A 21,233-nucleotide genomic window follows, 5' to 3' on the forward strand; every position below is an offset into this window, starting at 1 on the left:
AATCTTTGTCGAACTGTGTAAATATTTATCGAAAGGCGTTGACAGACTTGTATATACAGGATAAAATAAAGCCAGGTTGTATATACAAGTTTTTTGTAACCGATTGCTGAAAGCGATTCAACGCAATCGAAAGCGGGAGAAAGAAAAGGAGGCATTCATAATGGAGGCATATGCACAAGCAGCTGCACAAATCGTTGAGGCCGTCGGCGGCAAAGAGAACATCGTCGCCGCCACACATTGTGTGACACGGCTTCGGTTTGCGCTCAAAGATGAAGGAAAAGTTGATAAAGACGCGCTTGAACGCATCGATGTCGTGAAAGGGTCGTTTTCGGCCAACGGCCAGTTTCAAGTTGTCATCGGCCAGGGGCTCGTGGATAAAGTGTATAACGAGCTTGTCGAGCTGACCGGCATCGGCCGGGCGACAAAGCAGGAAATTAAGGATGCGGCGGAAGCGAAGCTCAACCCGCTGCAGCGCGCCATTAAGACGCTCGCTGACATTTTCATTCCGATTTTGCCGGCCATCGTCACAGCCGGTTTGTTAATGGGGATCAACAACGTTTTGACCGGTCCAGGCATTTTTTATGAAGGAAAATCGTTTGTCGACGTGCATCAAGAGTGGGCGGATTTGGCGAACATGATCAACTTGATTGCCAATACGGCGTTCGTCTTCCTGCCTGGTTTGATCGGCTGGTCGGCAGTGACAAAATTCGGCGGCAGCCCGCTGTTGGGGATTGTCCTTGGCTTGATGCTCGTTCACCCGGATTTGCTGAATGCTTGGGGCTGGGGCGCGGCGAAACAAGAGGGGGAAATCCCGGTTTGGAATTTATTCGGGCTTGATGTGCAAAAAGTCGGCTATCAAGGGCAAGTGTTGCCTGTGTTAGTGGCTTCGTACGTATTGGCGAAGATCGAGCTGTTTTTGCGCAAGCGCATCCCGGATGCGTTCCAACTGCTGCTTGTCGCGCCGCTTGCGCTGCTTGTTACAGGTTTCTTGTCGTTTATCGCCATCGGACCGGTCACGTTTACGATTGGGAACGCGATTACGAACTTGTTTGTCGGCATTTTTGACAACGTTCCGGCCATTGGCGGCTTGCTGTATGGGGCGCTGTATGCGCCGCTTGTCGTCACCGGGATGCACCATACGTTCTTGCCGGTTGACTTGCAGCTGATCGCCAGCACAGGCGGCACGTTCCTGTGGCCGATTTTGGTCATGTCGAACATTGCCCAAGGCTCTGCGGCATTAGCGATGATGTTCGTCGCGAAAGACGAAAAGCTGCGCGGTTTGTCGTTCACGTCAGCCGTTTCGGCGTATCTCGGCATTACCGAGCCGGCGATGTTCGGGGTCAACTTGCGCTTCCGCTTCCCATTTATTTCCGCGATGACAGGGGCGGCGATCGCCGGCATGTTCATCACGATCAATAAAGTGATCGCTCCGTCGATTGGCGTTGGCGGTCTGCCGGGCTTCTTGTCGATTGTGCCGCAAAAATGGATCCCGTTCTTTATCGGGATGGCGATTGCTATTGTGGTGCCGTTTGTGCTGACGTTTGTTTTCGGCAAAGTGCGCAAAGCAGCACGCTAATCGCTCGCCTTCATTGAGGGAAAGGAACGATGCATTCGCTGGCATACCATTGGCCGCCAACGCCAATGGTATGCTTTCATTCATTGTTGAAGTCAACGAACGAGGTGAAGAGACGTGTCAACAACACCGTGGTGGAAAAAGGCGGTTGTCTATCAAATTTATCCGAAGAGCTTTCGCGATACGAATGGGGACGGCATCGGCGACTTGCCGGGCATCATCGAAAAGCTTGATTACTTGAAAGAACTGGGCGTCGATGTCATTTGGCTGACGCCGATTTACGCTTCGCCCCAACGTGACAACGGCTATGACATTAGCGATTATTTCGCCATTCATCATGCGTACGGAACGATGGACGATTTTGACCGTTTGCTCGAGGAAGTGCATGCGCGCGGCATGAAGCTCGTCATGGATATGGTCGTCAACCATACGTCAACCGACCATGAATGGTTTAAGCAGGCGAGCGCGTCGAAAACGAACCCGTACCGCCATTTTTACATTTGGCGCGACCCGAAGCCGGATGGCAGCGCGCCAAACAACTGGCAGTCGAAATTCGGCGGCTCAGCGTGGCAATACGATGAACAAACCGGGCAATATTATTTGCATTTGTTCGATGTGACGCAAGCCGATTTGAACTGGGAAAACGAAGAACTGCGCCGCCGCATTTATGACATGATGCATTTTTGGCTGAAAAAAGGGGTGGACGGCTTCCGGTTGGATGTCATCAACTTGCTGTCCAAAGACCAGCGTTTTCCGGACGATGACGGCTCGATTCCGCCGGGGGACGGGCGCCGCTTTTATACGGACGGCCCGCGCATTCACGAATTTTTGCAAGAGATGAATCGGGAAGTGTTTTCTAAATATGACGTCATGACAGTCGGGGAAATGTCGTCGACAACGATCGATCATTGCATCCGTTACACGAATCCGGAAAATCGTGAGCTGAACATGACGTTTCATTTCCATCACTTGAAAGTCGATTATCCGAACGGGGAAAAATGGGCGATCGCTCCGTTTGATTTTCTCGCGTTAAAACGCATTTTGTCAGAGTGGCAAGTGCGGATGCACGAAGGCGGGGGGTGGAATGCGCTCTTTTGGTGCAACCACGACCAACCGCGCATCGTGTCGCGTTATGGCGATGACGGGGCGTATTGGAAAGAGTCAGCGAAAATGCTGGCGACGACGATTCATCTCATGCAAGGAACGCCATACATTTACCAAGGCGAAGAAATCGGGATGACCGACCCGAAATTCACCGATATTCGTGACTACCGCGACGTTGAGTCGCTGAACATGCACCGGATCTTGCAAGAACAAGGCAAAAGCGAGCAGGAAGTGCTCGAGATTTTGCAGCGGAAGTCGCGCGACAATTCGCGCACGCCGATGCAATGGGACGACAGCCCGCACGCCGGTTTTACATCCGGCACGCCGTGGATTCGCGTCGCCGACAACTACCGGCGCATCAACGTGAAACAGGCGCTTGCCGACCGTGATTCCATTTTTTATCACTATAAGCGGCTTATTGAGCTGCGCAAGCAGTATGACATTATTACGACCGGCCGCTACGAGCTGCTCCTTGCCGACGACCCGCATCTTTTCGCCTATATGCGCCACGGCGATGGGGAGAAGCTGCTTGTCGTCAACAACTTTTATCCGGTGGAGACAACGTTTGCGCTGCCGGAAGAAGCAGGAGCGAATGACTATACGGGCGAATTGCTGCTCGCCAATTACCCGGATGCACCGGCCGATTTCCGCCGCATGGTGCTGCGCCCGTATGAATCGGTCGTTTATCTTCTCCGCCGTCCATGATACAATACAGACGGTGATGATTATGCATGAAAACAAATATTTAGCCATTTATCATGATCTTGCTTCCCGCATCCGCCGCGGGGAATGGAAGGCGTATGACAAGCTGCCGTCGGAAAACGAGCTTGCTGTCCGGTATAAGACATCGCGCGAGACGATTCGCAAAGCGCTCAATTTATTGTCCGAGCACGGATATATCCAAAAAATGAAAGGAAAAGGATCGATCGTGCTTGATGTCGGCAAATACGACTTTCCGGTCTCCGGATTGGTCAGCTTTAAAGAGCTGGCGCAAACGATGAAGCAGCCGGTGCGGACGATCGTCCATGAACTGGCGGTCATTAAACCGGATGGCGAGCTCAGGCAGCAGCTGCGCGCCTCAAGCAAGGACGAGGTGTGGAAAGTCGTGCGCGTCCGCGAAATCGGCGGGGAGCGGATCATTTTGGATAAAGACTTTTTCTTAAAAAAGCATGTGCCGCTGTTGACGGAAGAGATTTGCGAAGACTCGATTTATGAATACTTGGAAACAAAGCTGCATTTGCCGATCAGCTTTGCGAAAAAAGAAATGTCGGTCGACGAGGCGACGGAGGAAGACCGCTGCTATTTGGATCTCAATGGCGACGACCGCGTCGTCGTCGTCAAAAACTATGTCTATTTAAGCGACGCCACCTTGTTTCAATATACAGAATCGCGGCACCGGCTTGACAAGTTCCGGTTTGTCGATTTTGCGCGCCGGAAATGACAGCGCCCAGCCGTGCGTTCCCAGACCTAGGATGGCGGCCCACATTTTTGATGCCACGCTGCGTCTTATGACGCGGCTTTTTTTGTTGCTTCAACCGATTAATACTAAAATAAAACTATGTTCTAAATAACCATTGATAATCATAAACAAATCGAGTTATGGCTATCCTTGTTAACAACGGCATCGGAAAGGAGGACGCCGACGTGGAAGGAACATGGTGGTCGCTATTGCCGTTTCTTCTCATCATTCCACTCGCCGTTTGGCTGAAAGAAATTTTGCCCGGCTTGGTGGTCGGCTTGCTTGTCGGGGCGCTCTGTCTTGAACGGTCGGTCATCGGCGCGATCGAGCGGGCTGTTTCCGCCATTCTTCATTCGCTCAATGATGTTGAACATATAAAAGTGGCGGCGTTTTTATATTTGTTTGGGTCGCTCGTTGGCATGATGCAAATTACCGGCGGAATGAAAGGATTTGTCGAGAGGCTTTCCGGGCGCATCCGCACGAAGCGCGGGCTGCTTTTATTTGTTTGGCTGACGGTGCCGGTGACGTTTTTTATGCCGATGTTCCGCATCATGCTGCTTGGGCCGGTGATGAAAGCAGTGCTTCGCCAGTTCCGCATCGACCGCCGCCGCATGGCGTACATCATCGACGTCTCGACCGAGCCGATTATCGTGCTCTTGCCGGCGGCAACGGCGTTTGTCGGCTTTATGACTTCGGTCGTGGCGGCAGCGCTGGCGCAAAACGATATTCGTGAATCGGCATATGACATCTTTTTGCGCAGCTTGCCGTACAACTTATTTGCCATCATCACCCTTATTGTCGGGCTGTTGACGACGATGATGAACATTCGGATTGGCAAACCGCGGGCGAAAAAAAGGGAAGGGGAAACGAATGAACTGCACGGCCTTGGGCTGCGCAAAGAACTGGCGCTGATCGCCGGCGAGCCGCTTCATCTTTTTGTCCCGTTGGCGCTGCTGCTTGGGCTGACGTTTGCCTTTTTTGCCTATGACGGCCGGCAACGCGGGGCACGCGATTGGCTCGAGGCGTTTTCCGAAGCCGATGCGACGTGGGCGATGCTTTTGGCGCTGTTCGTGACGATCCTTTTGTCGATGGTGTTTTATTTGTGGCGCAAGCAGTCGCTTTCCGAGCTGATTTATCACTTTTTTGCCGGGGGCAACGAACTCATGGCGCCGATCGGCATGCTCATTCTCGTTTGGGCTGTATCGGCGGTGGCGGGCGAGCTCGGGTTTACAACGTACGTAGCATCGACGTTCGGCACATGGCTCCCGGGGCCGTTCGTGCCGGCAGCGGTGTTTTTAGCCGGGTCGTTTCTGTCCTATTTTATCGGATCATCATGGGGGACGTGGGGCATTTTTATGCCGCTTGGCGTCACGCTTGCCCATGCGACCGGAGCGCCGCTTGAGATGACCGTCGGCGCGGTGTTTGCGAGTGGAACGTTCGGCGCGTTCGCTTCGCCGCTTGGCGATACAACGATTACGACCGCAGCAATTATGGATATGGATTTAATGGGCTATGCGAAATACAAGCTGCGCATCTCCCTGATTTGCGCCGGGCTGTCGCTGGCCGGGTACGTGTTTTTGCCGCTTTGGGCCGGTTAGAAGGATCGCTGTCCCATCCGGCCTTTTCTTCACCCTTATTATAAAAATAAAACTGTGTTCTAAATAATCATCAAACAAAACAGTTGCATCTATAAGCAAGTCAAGCTATGATAAAAACAACATACTGACTAGTCGGTAGCAAAGCGTTAGACAATGCTTAAGGCATCAGACGCTTGACCTCACCAAAGAAAGCGTGAAACGTTGAAAAGCTACTCCATTAGGCATCGTAGACCATTCCTAAAGCTGAACTCGCCCTTGATCAGCTCTCTCAAAAGTGAGAAAGGAATGTCAAGGGCGGCAGGGACAAAACGAAGGGGAGAGGGAGAAACGTGAAAACACATACGATCACCGTCAATCCGCGTTTTTGCGAAACCGATGCGCTCGGCCATTTGAGCAATATTAGCTATTTTATTTATTTAGAGGAGGCGCGCACTCGTCTATTCGATGAGTTGAGCTACGGAGGGCGAGCAGGCGATTGGCACTTCATTTTGGCATCCGCGAAATGCGATTTTGTCAACCAAGGGTTTTTTGGCCGGCGGCTTCGTGTAGAGACCAACGTCTCCCGCATCGGCCACAAAAGCTTTCAATGCATTCACCGCATTATTGAAGAAGAGACCGGCAAACTGATCGCGATTGGAGAAGCAGCGGTCGTCTACTTCAATTTTCATGCGCAGGTGAGCGAACCGCTTCCTGACGACTTGCGGGCGTTGCTCGCGCAATACCTCGTCCCGGCTGCCGAGGAGGCGGATTCGTCTCTGAGGTGCGAAAAACAATGACGACATTTGAATTGCGTTATCCGCCAACAAGGCGGATTTTTTTCGCCTTCGTTCGTTTTCTCCGGACCGAACCGCCCAATGGCTACATATTGTATGAGTAGGCGGTCTGGAAAAAGGAGGAACGACCATGGCAATTCGTGCGACGATAGGGAGTGCGACCTATACGTGCCGCGGCGAGCTCGAGGCATATTTCCAGCCGTTTCGCGACGGAACCATCGGCCGATTTCACCCGTTTCCCACGCCGTTTGGCGAACAACGGCTCATTTACGCTGACTGGACGGCGAGCGGACGGCTGTACCGGCCGATTGAAGAGAAAATGGTTCGCGAGCTTGGTCCGTTTGTCGGCAACACGCATACAGAGTCGAATGTGACCGGAACGAAAATGACGCTCGCGTATCAATATGCAAAAGAAATCATTAAACAGCACGTTCACGCGGGAAGAGGCGATGTGCTGATCATGCAAGGAGCGGGCATGACGAGCGCCGTCAACAAACTGCAGCGCCTGCTTGGCTTGCGTGTGCCGGAACAATGGAAATCACATCTAGCGCTGACCAATGACGAACGCCCGGTCGTTTTTGTCACTCATATGGAGCACCATTCGAATTTATTGTCATGGGCCGAAACGATCGCCGAGGTCGTAACGGTTCGGCCAACTGCTAACGGCGGGGTTGACCTTGACCATTTACGCGAATTGCTTGACCGCTACCGCCAGCGGCCGCAAAAAATCGGCGCATTCACCGCCTGCTCGAATGTAACTGGTCTTGAGACGCCATACCACGAATTAGCCAGACTCATGCATGAGTACGGTGGACTTTGTTTCGTCGATTTTGCCGCCTCCGCCCCATACGTCCGCATCGATATGCATCCAGACGATCCAATGGAAAAGCTTGATGGAATTTACTTTTCCCCACATAAGTTTCTCGGCGGTCCAGGAAGCGCCGGCGTGCTTGTGTTTGACGGACGCCTTTACCGCCAGCACGCGCCGGACCATCCGGGCGGCGGGACGGTGTATTGGACTGACCCGTGGGGGCATTATGAGTACGTGGAAGCGATTGAAGAGCGGGAGGACGGAGGAACACCGCCGTTTTGGCAAACGATCAAAGCCGCGCTCGCCATTCAACTGAAAGAACAGATGAATGTCGCGAAGATGCGCGCTCGGGAAAAAGAACTCGTTTCACTCTTGCTGCCGGCGCTGCAGGACATCCCTGGCGTTCATGTGCTCGAAGGACACCGGAGCGACAGGCTCGGCATTGTTTCGTTTGTGATCGAAGAGCTTCATTATAATCTTGTCGTCAAACTGCTGAACGACCGCTTTGGCATTCAGGCACGCGGCGGCTGCTCATGCGCCGGGCCGTACGGCCATTATTTGCTTGGCATTGACAAAGAACAGTCGGCTGCCTTGCTTAAGGAAGTCAAAAGCGGCAACGTCCTCGCCAAACCAGGATGGGTGCGTTTATCGCTCCATCCAACGATGACGAATGAAGAAGTGTACATGATCATTCACGCTGTCCGCCAAATCGCTCGCCATGGCTGCCGCTGGCGAGATGAATACAAATATGATGCGGCCAAAAACGAGTTTGTCCACCGCGGTGATGACCGATATATCCGGCATTTTTTCCTCTTTTAATCGTTTTTGTTTTCACCCTTCGCCAAAACCGGTACAATGAAATCATCTCAACAACAAAAGAAGGGGAGAATGATGAACGAATTGTACCATTTGCTCGTGCGAAATGATCGGGAACGGGAACTGTATGAACGAGCGCGGCACCTTGCTGAGCGGTTTGCATCGCGGGCGGCAGATTATGACGAACGGGCCGAATTTCCGTTCGCCGATTTTACTGATTTACAGGAAGCCGGATTTCTGTCTCTTACGGTCCCCGCCGAATACGGAGGCCAAGGGGTATCGCTTTATGAATTGGTGCTTGTGCAAGAAGTGCTTGCCCAAGGCAGCGGCGCCACCGCTTTGTCGTTCGGATGGCATGCGAGCATTCTGATGCGTCTGTTTTTGCTCCGCCGCTGGCCGGAATCGACACTCGCCCGATTGGCCGAAGAAGTCGTCCAACACCACGCGCTCATTAACAGCGCCCATTCCGAACGGGCGACCGGCAGCCCCGCGCGCGGCGGAAAACCGGAAACAAAGGCTGTTCTCCGCGATGGCCGCTTTGTGCTCCGCGGGCGCAAAGCGTTTGCCTCGTTAGCCCCAGCGTTAAATTACGTGCTGATTTCGGCCACCATCGAAGACAGCGGCGACGTCGGCGAATTCCTTGTGCCGATGGCCGCCGCAGGCGTCCGTATTGAGCCGACATGGAACACGCTCGGCATGCGGGCGACGCGCAGCGACGACCTCGTCCTTGAGGGCGTGGAAGTGGAAACGGATGCGCTCGTGGAAACGCTCGGGAAGTCAAATGAAACCGCACCGGCGCAAGGGTGGCTGTTGCACGTTCCAGCTTGTTACTTAGGCATCGCCATTGCTGCACGCAATGAAGCGCTCCGCTTCGCGCAAACGTACCAGCCGAATACATTATCCCGTCCGATTGCCACAACGCCTGAAGTGCAGCGAAAAATCGCTGACATGGAATGGCGGCTCACCCACGCGCGTCATTTTCTATATGCGATCGCGGACCTATGGGACCGCTATCCGGAGAAACGAACCGAGATGAAAGAGGAGCTCGCCGCCGCCAAGCTGGTCGCCACGAATACCGCGCTCGAAGTTGTTGATGGAGCAATGCGCATCGTTGGCGGGCAAAGCTTGTTCGCTGACAGTCCGCTTGGGCGTTATTACCGCGATGTCCGCGCCGGGCTGCACAATCCGCCCGCCGATGACTTGACGCTCGCATGGCTGGCCAAACGAGCGCTGTCTGATAGCGAACAATAAAAGGGGCTTCTGTATGCAAGAAACAAAAAAGCTGTCCTTCACACATGAGGACAGCTTTTTTATCGAATTACTTCGCCTCAAGCGCCGAACGCAAAAATTCCGGCAAGGCAAAACATTGGCGGAAGACGGCGTCATTAACGTATTTCGTGTCGTTGGGAATCGCCGTTTGCGCTGGGAAATCGAGCGGCCGTTTCGAACCGATCGTAAAGCTCCACAGCCCGCCCGGGTACGTCGGCACGACCGCCGTGTACACGAGCACGTGCGGGAACAGTTCACGAATGTTGCGGTATGTGCGTGTTAAAATATCCAAATGGAAAATCGGAGATTGGCTTTGGCACACCATGAGCCCGTCCTCTTTTAATGAACGGCGCACATTGGCGTAAAACTCCGGCGAAAACAGCGCTTCAGCCGGGCCGACCGGATCGGATGAGTCGATCATCACGACGTCGTACGCGCCTTCTTTTTCTTGTACAAACGCGACGCCGTCGCCGTAAATAAACTGCACCCGCGGGTCGGATAAGTTGCCGGAGACGGCCGGCAAATGTTCTTTGCACGCCCGGACGACCTTTTCGTCAATTTCAACCATGTCGATGGTCTCCAAACGGGCGTACTTAGCCGCTTCGCGGGCCGCTCCACAGTCGCCGCCGCCAATGATGAGCGCTCGTTTTGCGTCCGGGTGGAACTGCAGCGGCACGTGTGTGATCATTTCGTTATAAATATGACCATCGATCGAGGTCGTTTGCACGACGCCGTCAAGAACAAGCATGCGGCCGAAATCATACGAATCCAAAATCATGACATGCTGGTACTCGGACGGCTCGGCAAAGATCACCTCTTTGATGCGATAGCTGATTTTTAAATTGTCGCGGTCATCTTCGGTGAGCCAAAGCTCCCTGTTGTCCCAATGTAAATAAGGTGGTAAGGCGTTTCCTTGGTGTTTCATTGTTACCTCCTTTAGTCTTGCGGATTTTCTCACACCTTTCTAATCTTAATATATTATGCGAAATGTGGCAAACAAAGGGGATTAGCGGCCGGTGCCGGATGTGTTCATCCCGCCGCCCATATTGGACGACTGGTTGCGTTTTTCCGGCCGCTCGTCGTTACCGCCGCAGCCGGCGCAAAGGCTGATCGCCAACGCACTAATGGCGGCCAGCGACACCCATCGTTTTCGCATCTTTTCCTCCTCCTTTCGTTTTTCATCATCCGCCGAAGCGGCGGGCGACGACCGCTGCCGCCCACTGTCCGGACAAGACCGCCCCTTCCATCGTCGCAAAGTATGGCTGGCGCGTATAGTCTCCTGCTAGCGTCAAACCAGGTACATCGGTTTGTTGCCCCGGGCGCAAGTGGTCATAGCCGGGAGCGAGCGAATGAAAATCTTCCGGATGGGAAACGACCCGGCTTTGCCTCACATGCCCGCCAAGCGGCAAGCCAATCGTGTCGGCGCCCGCATAGACTTGGGAAAGAATCGCTTCCTCGCTCGCATTGATCCATCGCTCTGGGTCGCCGATAATGATCGACAAACGCCCCGGCACATGGCGAAATGTCGTCCGCGACTGCTCCGCGAAGCTAGAAAGCACCGTCTCTGGGGCAAATGTTGTGCGATCGTGCGGACGCGACGGTTGATCCATCTCCAACTGCACGGTGACCGCCGGCATCGTCGGCAGCGCAAACAGCGAAGCGAAAGACGGACGGGACAAAAAATGCGGTGCAAGCAGCCGCTTGGCCGCTCCAAGGGAAGTAGCCACCACCGTTTCCTTCGCCCGAATGGGTTCGCCTCGAACGATGACGCCAGATACGCGGCCATGTTCGACAAGAAGCTGCTCGACACAAACACCGGTTTGCACGTCGCCGCCATGCCGCTCGATGGCTTCAGCGATCGGCTTCATCATGACTTCTGTCATGCCGCCTAAAAAGGCGCCGATTTGCATGCGATAAAACCTTGGAACGGCTGGGCGCATCAGACCGAAAAAGACGTAGGCGGAAAACCGCTCGATCGGCAGAAAGAAAATGCCAGTCGTCAGTGGCTTTACTAGCCATGTCACCGCCTCCGAGGACACGCCGCATTGCCGAGCATAATCGAGCACGCTGAGGCGGTCGAGCTCGTGCGGGCGGACGAGCGAATCATACAGTCCCCTGATGAAAAAGGGAAGAAGAGACAGCTTTCCCATCGGGCCGATCAAGTCGTTGTTGGCCGCCAGCCCGCGTAAAAAACGAAGCGGTGCATACACCGGGGCGATGCCAAACGTTCCTTGTGTCCGCCTGTCCTTTAATATATCGATCTCCCGCTCCCAGTAAAAAATGTCATTCGGCGATACGCCAACGCTCTCAAGCAGGCGAGGGAGGGCCCGGTAGTAGCCGATCATCCGATGGAAACCGGACTCAACAAGCATCCCGTTTTCTTCCCACGACGAGGTGCGCCCGCCGATAACCGGTTCGCGCTCAAGCACAAGCACACGATGACGGCGGCGGACGAGCTCCCAGGCGCAGGCAAGACCGGCCAGCCCAGAGCCGATGACAATCACTTCGTACCTATTCATCGTTCTGTCTCCCTTCTCTACAGCGATGCTTGCTTATAGTGTGCCTGTCAACAGACAAAATAAAACTCCCCGTCATTCGGACGGAGAGTGTTTATTGATTGCGCCGCTCCCCAAGCAAAGTGCGGAGCGACGTCCGATTTTCCAGCAAATCGGCAAGCGTATACGCATCGAGCACGCGCAAAAACGCCTCTAGCGCTTCGCGAAGGACGAAACGAAGGCGGCATGCAGGCGTCAAGACGCACTCATTGCCGTGGGCGGCAAAGCACTCGACAAGCGACAAATTGTCTTCCGTCTCGCGGACGACCGCACCAATGATGATCTCCTCGGGCCGTTTTGCTAGGCGGATTCCGCCGTTGCGCCCCCGGATCGTTTCGATGTAACCAAGCTTGCCGAGCTCATGGACAATTTTGCTTAAATGATGCTCAGACAGCGAAAACGCAGTGGAAATTTCCTTAATGTTCGTTTTTTCGCCTTCATCAAGCGTCCCTAAAAACAAGAGGACGCGCAACGCGTATTCAGTGTAGTTGGTTAACTGCATATCCGTCCACAACCTTTTATGCAACATGATCCATTTTATTGTACCATACCCGCTTCGCACGGGGAATTGTGAACAATTTGTTAAAGATGTATTTGAAATATTGCTTTTTGTTGCCATCCATGTTTGAATAAAAGATGTATTTTAAATACACGTTTTGTGAGGGGATGGAACAATGGCTACGATCACAACTTTACATCCGAAAACGATCGAAATCGTCAAATCGACCGTGCCGGTATTAGAAAAGCACGGGGAACAGATTACGAAACGGTTTTATGAACTCATGTTTTCTAATCATCCGGAGCTGCTGAATGTGTTTAACCATGCCAACCAAAAACAAGGGCGGCAGCAACGCGCTTTAGCTGCAGCGGTATATGCAGCGGCGCGCTATATCGATCAACTCGGCGCCATTTTGCCGGTCGTGCGGCAAATCGGCCATAAACACCGGAGCTTAGGCATCCAACCGGAACAATATCCGATTGTCGGAAAACATTTGTTGCTCGCCATCAAAGACGTGCTTGGCGACGCCGCCACTGACGAAGTGATTGCCGCATGGGCGGAAGCGTACGAAGCCATTGCCGCCGTTTTCATCCAAGTCGAGAAGGAGCTCTACGATGAAGCAGCGGCCAAACGCGGCGGCTGGCGCGGATTCCGCCGTTTTGTCGTCGCCAAAAAAGTGAAAGAAAGCGACGTCATTACGTCGTTTTATTTCGAACCGGAAGATGGGGACGCCATCAGCGATTATTTGCCAGGCCAATACGTCAGCGTCAAACTGTCGATTCCAGGCGAAACGTACACGCACATCCGTCAGTACAGCTTATCAGATGCACCTGGAAAAGGGTATTACCGCATCAGCGTCAAACGGGAAGGAGCGACGGCTGAAAAACCGGCTGGCATTGTGTCAAACTACTTGCATGACCATATCCAAGAAGGCGATGTGCTTGAAGTAAGCGCCCCGGCCGGCGACTTTACGCTTGATCTCACCAAAGAAACGCCGGTCGTCTTTATAAGCGGCGGCGTCGGCATCACTCCGCTTTTGAGCATGGCAAGTACGCTGGCCATCCGGCAGCCCAACCGCCAAGCGACTTTCCTTCAAGCGGCTCTCAATGGCCGCATGCAAGCGTTCGATCAAGAGTTGCAAGCTTTAGCGGAAAATCCGGCATTTTCATATCACATTTGTTACGAGTTCCCGTCCGATGAAGACCGGAAACACCCACATTTTCGCAAAGAAGGGCGGATCGATTTGAAATGGATGCAAACGGTCATTCCATCCAAAGATGCTGACTTTTACTTCTGTGGCCCGGTGCCATTTATGAAAACCGTCTACCGTGCTCTGAAACAATGGGGCGTGCCGGAGGAGCGCATCCATTACGAATTTTTCGGCCCGGCCGGCGATTTGACCAAAGACTGATGAACAGCTGCTCATCGAAGAGGCATCTCCCATTCAGGGAGGTGCTTTTGTTATGGCGGACATGCACATTTCCCTGTTGGCAAATCCGCCAATTTTTTGTATGATGGAAACTAAATAACGGCAAGAAAAGGGAGAGACAACGGATGAGCACATTTCGCCAACATCGCTGGCAATCGTTTTTACAAGGTTATGAACACCGCGCCCGGCTGCTCATTTCCTGTCCGGACCGCCCCGGCATCGTTGCAGCGGTCACCTCATTTCTTTATGAGCATGGGGCAAATATTGTCGAATCAAGCCAATACTCGACCGATCCGGAAGGCGGAACGTTTTTCCTTCGCTTGGAGTTTGACTGCTTAAACGTCGCCGATCGGAAAGAAGAGATTGAAGCAGCGTTTGCCCCGATTGCCGAGGAATTCGGCATGACGTGGCGGCTTCGGCTGCATAACGACATTCGGCGGGTCGCCATTTTTGTCTCGAAAGCGGAACATTGTTTGCTTGAACTGCTTTGGCAATGGCAAGCAGGCGAACTGATTGCCGATATCGCCCTTGTCATCAGCAATCACCCCGACTTGCGCGACGCGGTCGAGCCGCTTGGGATCCCGTATGTACATATTCCGGTGACGAAAGAAACGAAACCCGACGCAGAAGCCAAACAAGTCCGCCTGCTTCGCGACTATCGGATCGATACGATTGTGCTCGCCCGTTACATGCAAATTTTATCGCCGGCGTTTGTCGCTGAATTTCCTGGGCGAATCATCAACATTCACCACTCATTTTTGCCGGCGTTTATCGGCGCGCGGCCGTACGAGCGGGCCTATGAACGCGGCGTCAAGCTGATCGGCGCCACGTCCCATTACGTCACCGATGATTTAGACGAAGGGCCGATCATTGAACAAGACGTCGCCCGCGTTGATCACCGCCATCATCCTGACGATTTGAAACGGATCGGCCGCCTAATCGAAAAAACGGTGCTCGCACGGGCGCTCAGATGGCATTTGGAAGACCGGGTCATCATTCACGGCAACAAAACGATCGTGTTCTATTGAAAGCGGGTGGGGGGAGGATGTTTCCTCTCCCGCATGGTATAATGAAAAGAAAGCGGAATCAAGCAGGAATTCGCGCTCAGTGAGGCGAATGAAACATCATTGAAGGGAGGACAAGCTCATGGGAGAGAAACGGACGCCCAGCGGTTTTCTGTTAAAACAACGTGCGTTTTTAAAATTGTATTTGATCACCTTAACGGAGCAGGAGCGGCTGTACGGACTGAAGCTGCTTGATGTACTGCGCCAAGAGTTTAAGCCGTTCGGCTACCGGCCGAACCATTCGGAAGTGTACAAGGCGCTTCACGATTTGATCGAAGATGGCATTTTAAAGCAAGTGAAGCAGAAAAAAGAAGGGATGAAGTACCAGGAAGTCGTGTATTACCGGTTCGCCGACGGAGGGCAAGAAAAAGCAAAGCTGTATAAACGCCAGCTGAAAGCAGAGCTTGATCGATGCGCGGCGCTCATTCGCAAGGCCATTGAGGACAACTACAGCTAGGAGCGCCCTTGTTTTTTCTTTTTATATTATTTACATAATATAATTATGGTTTATTTCGTTTGTTTTGCGTCCTGACAGGTGATTTAGTAGAATGAGAGGGGAAGATGGCAACAGAGAGGAAGGCATCCAATGATGACATGGCCCTTAGTTGTAACAAAAGAAATGGAAAAGCGAAAAGAACAGTTCCGCCACGATCCGGATCGGGCGTTGATTGGGTCCGGCGGGTATACGGCCGAAGACGAGGCCATTATCCATGATGCGGCAGTCGCGCTTGCGCTTGGAAAAAACGTGCTCTTAAAAGGCCCGACCGGGTCAGGCAAAACGCGGCTTGCTGAAACATTGTCCGCACTGTTCGGGCAGCCCATGCATAGCATCAACTGCTCTGTCGACCTAGACGCCGAAGCGCTGCTCGGGTTTAAGACGATTGTGCACCGCAGCGGCCAGGCGGTGATCGATTACGTTCCCGGCCCGGTCATTCAAGCGATGACAAAAGGCCATTTATTATATATTGATGAAATCAACATGGCCAAACCAGAAACGCTCCCGATTTTAAACAGTGTGCTTGATTACCGGCGTCGGCTCACCAACCCGCTCACTGGGGAGGTCGTGCAGGCGAAGCCGACGTTTGGCGTCATCGCGGCGATCAATGAAGGCTACATCGGCACCGTGCCGCTCAATGAAGCGTTAAAAAACCGGTTTGTCGTCATCGATGTGCCATACGTGCAAGGAGCGACGTTAAAATCAGTGCTGTTGGCGCAAACTACATTAACGGACGAAACGTTGATTAATCGTTTCGTTAGTCTGTCAGCCGATTTGCTTACACAGGTGCGAAACGGACAAATTGCCGAAGAAGCCGCCTCGGTGCGCGCCTTGCTCGATGCGTGCGATTTGGCGGCGCATATGCCTCCATTGCGCGCGATTGAACGAAGCATTGTCGATAAGCTCGATGACGAGCGGGAACGGGCAGCGGTGCGCAACATCGCTGAAACATGGTTTGACGAGTAGGGGGCGGCGCATGGAACGGTTTATGATGTTCAACGATCAGCCGATCGATTCGTTTTTGGTCATGCAGCTTTCCGATCTCGCCCAAACGCTTGCCCGCGACCGCGGCTGGACGGTGGAGTTTGCCGCCCATTCCGGCGTTCATCTAGCGAAGAAGACGATCTATGTGAGCCAATTTTGGGATGTATACCCTTCGCCGGACAAAGAGCGGGCGATGAAAAGCGATGTGGTCTTGCGAATGATCGGCACGCGCCGGCATACCGACGCGGCTGCCGTCCGCGCCTTCCGGCAAACGGCGGAGGCGCAGCCGCTGTCTAAACTGTCTAAACAATTGTTTTCCTTTGCTGAAGATCTCCGTTTGGAAGCAGTGTGTGAGCGGGAGCGGCCAGGTTTGAAGCGATGGTTTCGCGCGCGCCGCCGCCTATACCGCCGCTATTTCGCCCAGCAATGGCAAGCAAACCGGACGCGGGGCGCCTTGGCTGATCAATTTTTAGCGGCCATGTATTTGCGGCTGACCACGGATTCGCCGCTTGATGATGTCCCGCTCGCTCCGATGGCAGACGAGACGGGACAAGCGCGCCTTGAATCGCTATGGCCGCAATTTTATGACGTCTCATCGACGGCGGAAACGGCCCGCTGGACGGTGGCGGTTGTCGAGCTGATGGAAGGCGTGCTGCCCGATGACATAGTGAACACCTACACGTCGCTGCCAATCGTCGACGACGGCGAAGACGAACGAAAGATGACGATTCACGACTTAAAACGAACCGATCCGTTGGAAAACCGCGACACATCGAACGATTCCTCAGACGGTGACGTGCACCGGCAAGTGATGCCGACTTGGCACCGGGAAACGAGCCGAACGGGTGGGAATATTCTCCGTTTCGAGCTTGAGCGCGGCACCCGCACCGGGATGCTTGGCGACGGGGCGCGGCCGGGGGATGACAGCGATCAGGCGCTCGCCATCGTTCAAGGAACGTCCCAACCGACGAATCGGAATGAATATGGCCCCGAAGCGCACGCCTCCTTTGACGATCATCCCCGCACCGGAAGCGGCGCTCCATATGGCGAGGCGAACCGTCAAGCCGAGCTCGTGCTCCTTCCTTCCCCGCCGCCAAGTCCGGTCCATCTCGAGCAGTACCGCGCCAAGCAAGCGGCGGTGGCGCCGTACCGGAAACGGCTCGTGCGCGTGATGGAGCAATGGCTTGAACATCAGCGGAGCGCTTGGCGCACAAACTTGCCCGCCGGGCGGCTGCGCAAACAGTTGGTGCCGTTTTTCACCGATGAGCGGCCGCGCTTGTTTTACAAAAAAGGCGAGCCGACGCGGCGGTTTGATGCAGTATTTGGATTGCTCGTCGACTGCTCCGCCTCGATGCACGACAAAATGGAAGAGACGAAAACCGGTCTTGTCCTTTGCCATGAGGCGCTGAAAACGTTGCGGGTGCCGCATGCCATTGTTGGATTCTGGGAAGATGCGAACGAAGCGACCGCCTCTTGGCAACCCAACTACATGCAAACAGCTGTATCGTTTCGCCGATCATTGGAGCCATCAAGCGGCCCGGCAATCATGCAGCTTGAGCCGCACGAAGACAACCGCGACGGATTGGCCATCCGTTGGATGACGGAACAGCTCCTTGGCCGCCCGGAAGCGCAAAAAGTGTTGCTCGTGTTCTCCGATGGCGAGCCGGCCGCATACGGCTACGAACAAAACGGCATCATCGATACGCATGAAGCGGTCGCCGACGCGCGCCGTCGCGGCATCGAGGTCGTCAACCTCTTTTTAGGGCGCGGCGCCGATGACGAATCGACGCGGCGGACGGTCGAAAACATTTACGGCCGTTTCCGCGTCTTCGTTCCGCATGTCAGTGAACTGACGGACCGGCTGCTTCCGCTTTTGAAAATGTGGCTGCAAAAAAGCTTTTGATAAAAAGGATGGGAAGCGATGATCAAATTATTTACCGACAGCGATCTAGACGGCATCGGCTGCGGGTTGCTCGCCAAGCTGGCGTTTACGGAAGTCAACATTTCGTTTTGTTCCTACCGGAATCTAGATGAGCGGGTCGCCCGCTTTCTGCAAGGCGAGGAAGCAGAGAGCGCTATGCTGTTTATCACCGACTTAGCCGTCGGCAAGGACGTCGAAGAGCAGCTCGCCGAACGGGCTAAGCGTGGGGGCCATGTGCAAGTCGTCGACCACCACGTGACGGCGCTTCATTTCAACAACTACCCGTGGGGCTGGGTCGTACCGGCCGATGACAACGGCAAAAAAACGTGCGCGACTTCGCTCTTTTACGATTATCTCGTCCGCGAAGGAAAACTGACACAAAGCGACTCGCTGGCGACGTTTGTCGAGCTCGTCCGCCAATACGACACATGGGAATGGGAAGAAAACGGAAATCTGCAGGCGAAGCGGCTTAATGATTTATTGACGATTTTAGGACTCGACGGCTTTTGGGAGACGATGAGCGAACGGCTTTCCTCCGGCGAACCGTTCGCCTTGACCGAAACGGAAGAGTTGCTTTTGGATATGGAGGAAAAGAAAATTCAGCGCTACATCCGGCAAAAACAAAAGCAGCTCGTCCAACGCTCGCTCGGCGGCTATTGCATCGGCGTTGTATTCGCTGAGCGGCATTTGTCGGAACTTGGCAACGCCTTATCAAAACGATACCCGCACCTTGACTTGATTGCGATGGTCAATATGGGGACGAAACATATCGGTTTTCGCACCATTCACGATGATGTCAACGTCGCTGAGTTCGCTCGGCAGTTTGGCGGCGGCGGCCATCCGAAAGCGTCCGGTTGTTTTGTCGATGATACGACATTCCCGCTCTTTGTCATCGAGACGTTTCCGCTGTTGCCGGTTTACGGCGATGCGGAACAAAACCAGCTGAACAAACGGGACGAAGCGGAAGGGGCGTTTTGGACGAACCATCACGGCCAATGGTGGTTGAGCCGCCGGACGGAACAAGGATGGAGTTTGCATGCCGATGGGGGGGAGACCCGTACGTTCCCTGAAGAAGCCGCGGGCGAACGCTGGCTGAAGCGGCAGTTTGCGGCAGGGCTTGCCCACGATGCCGCTGTGCTTGAATTTCTAAGCGCGCGGCTCGGGCGAGACAAAGACGCCATTCAGGCCGACTATCCGGCAGCCGTCAAACAATACAAACAACAAACCGGCATCGAACGTTGATGCCGGTTTTCGTATGTTTGAAAGAAGTTGGCATTGAGCGGCACCGTTTAAAAGATGAGTGAAAAGCATCCGTTTCTCCACCATGGGGATCAATGATTTTCTTATCGTGTTTTGAGGAGGCTAGATGAGATAATCCGTTCAGAAAAATCCCTTTTTCACAGCAACGCGGTACAGAAAATGTTAACATAATTGTAACAGTTTTTGTGTTTAGGAAAAACAGTCTTTAATTATAATAAGTATATAGGGAGGTGAGGAGGATGAAACAGTATGTCTTTTCCTTCTACACAGATCAAGGAAAGACGGTTGCGTGGGAAGAGACCATCTTGGCGTCCGGAATGATGGAAGCCTTTTCAAAAGCCCAACGGATGCTGATCAAATATAACCAAGAAAAAGGCGTGCCGGTTCGCATTCGGTATAAAGGGGTCCGCTATCGCCATACCGATATTGCGTGACACGGAAAGTTAAAAAAGAAAGGATGGGAACATGCTTTCCCTGCGACCATCGACACGCAGCGGATAACGTGCAGTGTTTCTTGTAAATGATTCAAGAACACTGCACGTTTTTATGTTGGTTAGGTGATTTGCACCCGCACGCGCGAAATGGCGTGATAGCCGTATCCTTTCCGATTCCAAAGCGGATGCAGCGGTTGCGTTCGTCCCGCTGAGTCAGTCGCCCGCACCAAAATTTCGTAGTCTCCCGGGCGATCGGCGTTCCATTCCCATTGCCAATGCACCCATGCATACGGTTCACGATCATTACGGCTTACTTTCGCTTCCCTCCACGTCCGCCCGCCATCGAGGCTCACCTCGACACGAGTAATGACGCCCCGTCCTGTCCAGGAAATACCTTCCATCTTTAGCAAGCCGCGCCGATGAATCGAGCGATCGAGCGGAAACTGAATGAGCGAATTGACACGAATGGTTGTCACTGGCCGTTTGCCGTCATCCCGATCCGGATAGGGATAATACATATAGTCGATGGATTGAAACGGACCGGTAAACGGGTGGTCGGTGACGATGATGTGCGCGAGCCATTTGACTGACGCCATTCCGTACCACCCAGGCACGATCAGGCGGAGCGGATATCCGCGCTGAAGCGAAAGCGGCGCGCCGTTGTACGCATACGCAATCATCGTACCCGGATGCAGCGCTTTGGCCAGCGGCAAGCTGCGCGCATACGAAAATACGCCGTCCATATCAGGGCGCAGTCCCTCATCCGCACCGACAAACACAATCTCGGCCGCTCCCGGCCGCACCCCAGCCCGCGCCAGCACTTCGCGAAGCGGCACGCCCGTCCAAGCTCCTTGGCTCAATGCGCCTCCTTCCCATTGCTCCCCAAATGGGGGAGGGGAGAACTTCGCCCGCTGGTTTCCTGCACACTCGAGCACCGCTGTGATCGTCTTGGCTGGCATCGCTTTCAACTCGGCAAGCGAAAGGGACAGCGGAAACGAAACAAGCCCGCTAACTGTCAAACGATCGGGAAGACGCAGCGGATACGCGAAATGATTGCGGCGAAACACATACCGTTCCGGCACGAAACGCAAGTTGCGCAAAAACCAAATCGGCGACTCTTGATTTTCTGGCACAACGCTCCTTGTCAACAAATACGGACGAGCTCTCGTCATCATCGCGCACTCCTTT

Annotated in this window: 19 protein-coding genes; 14 read left to right on the forward strand and 5 right to left on the reverse strand. The window is 53.8% G+C overall.

Annotated features, from left to right (window positions below; all coding sequences use genetic code 11):
* The first annotated feature begins 160 nt into the window (after window positions 1-160).
* The 7 genes from treP (at window position 161) to IC803_RS08230 (ending at window position 9,385) form a co-directional block, all read left to right on the forward strand.
* Window positions 161-1,576, forward strand: a complete 1,416-nt coding sequence (gene treP, locus IC803_RS08200) for a PTS system trehalose-specific EIIBC component (RefSeq protein WP_081207374.1) — start codon at window positions 161-163, stop codon at window positions 1,574-1,576.
* Window positions 1,577-1,690: 114 nt separating this feature from the next.
* Complete coding sequence (gene treC / locus IC803_RS08205) at window positions 1,691-3,382, forward strand: alpha,alpha-phosphotrehalase (RefSeq protein ID WP_081207375.1); 1,692 nt, start codon at window positions 1,691-1,693, stop codon at window positions 3,380-3,382.
* A 22-nt stretch (window positions 3,383-3,404) separates the two neighbouring features.
* Complete coding sequence (gene treR / locus IC803_RS08210; protein ID WP_081207376.1) at window positions 3,405-4,118, forward strand: trehalose operon repressor; 714 nt, start codon at window positions 3,405-3,407, stop codon at window positions 4,116-4,118.
* Window positions 4,119-4,321: 203 nt separating this feature from the next.
* Window positions 4,322-5,734 carry a Na+/H+ antiporter NhaC family protein gene (locus IC803_RS08215; RefSeq protein ID WP_081207377.1) on the forward strand — a complete coding sequence of 471 codons (1,413 nt, stop codon included), beginning with the start codon at window positions 4,322-4,324 and terminating at the stop codon, window positions 5,732-5,734.
* Window positions 5,735-6,063: 329 nt separating this feature from the next.
* Window positions 6,064-6,510, forward strand: coding sequence for an acyl-CoA thioesterase (locus tag IC803_RS08220; protein WP_081207378.1), 447 nt, complete (start codon window positions 6,064-6,066; stop codon window positions 6,508-6,510).
* 127 nt (window positions 6,511-6,637) lie between these two features.
* On the forward strand, window positions 6,638-8,137 hold the full coding sequence (locus IC803_RS08225; protein WP_081207379.1) for an aminotransferase class V-fold PLP-dependent enzyme: 1,500 nt from the start codon (window positions 6,638-6,640) through the stop codon (window positions 8,135-8,137).
* A gap of 72 nt (window positions 8,138-8,209) precedes the next feature.
* Complete coding sequence (locus IC803_RS08230; RefSeq protein WP_081207380.1) at window positions 8,210-9,385, forward strand: acyl-CoA dehydrogenase family protein; 1,176 nt, start codon at window positions 8,210-8,212, stop codon at window positions 9,383-9,385.
* 67 nt (window positions 9,386-9,452) lie between these two features.
* Here IC803_RS08230 and speE read toward each other — a convergent pair whose 3' ends face one another.
* The 4 genes from speE to nsrR form a co-directional block, all read right to left on the reverse strand.
* On the reverse strand, window positions 9,453-10,328 hold the full coding sequence (gene speE / locus IC803_RS08235; protein WP_081207381.1) for a polyamine aminopropyltransferase: 876 nt from the start codon (window positions 10,326-10,328) through the stop codon (window positions 9,453-9,455).
* Between the two features lie 81 nt (window positions 10,329-10,409).
* Window positions 10,410-10,559 carry a hypothetical protein gene (locus tag IC803_RS08240; RefSeq protein ID WP_184317645.1) on the reverse strand — a complete coding sequence of 50 codons (150 nt, stop codon included), beginning with the start codon at window positions 10,557-10,559 and terminating at the stop codon, window positions 10,410-10,412.
* A 25-nt stretch (window positions 10,560-10,584) separates the two neighbouring features.
* On the reverse strand, window positions 10,585-11,922 hold the full coding sequence (locus IC803_RS08245) for a hydroxysqualene dehydroxylase (RefSeq protein ID WP_081207382.1): 1,338 nt from the start codon (window positions 11,920-11,922) through the stop codon (window positions 10,585-10,587).
* A gap of 91 nt (window positions 11,923-12,013) precedes the next feature.
* A complete protein-coding gene (nsrR, locus tag IC803_RS08250; protein WP_081207383.1) occupies window positions 12,014-12,460 on the reverse strand; it encodes a nitric oxide-sensing transcriptional repressor NsrR in 447 nt (148 codons plus the stop codon).
* A 172-nt stretch (window positions 12,461-12,632) separates the two neighbouring features.
* On the opposite strand from nsrR, the gene hmpA reads away from it, so the two are divergent.
* From hmpA to IC803_RS08285, 7 genes are all read left to right on the forward strand, one after another.
* On the forward strand, window positions 12,633-13,868 hold the full coding sequence (hmpA, locus tag IC803_RS08255; protein WP_081207384.1) for an NO-inducible flavohemoprotein: 1,236 nt from the start codon (window positions 12,633-12,635) through the stop codon (window positions 13,866-13,868).
* Window positions 13,869-14,011: 143 nt separating this feature from the next.
* The gene (gene purU, locus IC803_RS08260) at window positions 14,012-14,914 is read left to right on the forward strand and encodes a formyltetrahydrofolate deformylase (protein WP_081207385.1); all 903 of its coding nucleotides are present in this window, start codon (window positions 14,012-14,014) and stop codon (window positions 14,912-14,914) included.
* A gap of 118 nt (window positions 14,915-15,032) precedes the next feature.
* Window positions 15,033-15,407, forward strand: coding sequence for a replication termination protein (locus IC803_RS08265; protein WP_063165889.1), 375 nt, complete (start codon window positions 15,033-15,035; stop codon window positions 15,405-15,407).
* 129 nt (window positions 15,408-15,536) lie between these two features.
* On the forward strand, window positions 15,537-16,412 hold the full coding sequence (locus tag IC803_RS08270) for an ATP-binding protein (RefSeq protein ID WP_081207386.1): 876 nt from the start codon (window positions 15,537-15,539) through the stop codon (window positions 16,410-16,412).
* A gap of 10 nt (window positions 16,413-16,422) precedes the next feature.
* Window positions 16,423-18,333 carry a vWA domain-containing protein gene (locus IC803_RS08275; RefSeq protein ID WP_081207387.1) on the forward strand — a complete coding sequence of 637 codons (1,911 nt, stop codon included), beginning with the start codon at window positions 16,423-16,425 and terminating at the stop codon, window positions 18,331-18,333.
* Between the two features lie 18 nt (window positions 18,334-18,351).
* Window positions 18,352-19,593 (forward strand): DHH family phosphoesterase, encoded by a 1,242-nt coding sequence (locus tag IC803_RS08280; protein ID WP_081207388.1) that lies wholly within the window; start codon window positions 18,352-18,354, stop codon window positions 19,591-19,593.
* A gap of 257 nt (window positions 19,594-19,850) precedes the next feature.
* Entirely contained in the window at window positions 19,851-20,045 is a 195-nt protein-coding gene (locus IC803_RS08285; protein ID WP_081207389.1) for a hypothetical protein, read from the forward strand.
* A gap of 119 nt (window positions 20,046-20,164) precedes the next feature.
* On the opposite strand, the gene IC803_RS08290 is transcribed toward IC803_RS08285, so the two are convergent.
* Complete coding sequence (locus IC803_RS08290) at window positions 20,165-21,217, reverse strand: sulfite oxidase (protein WP_223812046.1); 1,053 nt, start codon at window positions 21,215-21,217, stop codon at window positions 20,165-20,167.
* Window positions 21,218-21,233 lie beyond the last annotated feature (16 nt).

This window comes from Geobacillus sp. 46C-IIa (assembly GCF_014679505.1).
In the GTDB taxonomy this organism is placed as follows: Bacteria; Bacillota; Bacilli; order Bacillales; family Anoxybacillaceae; genus Geobacillus.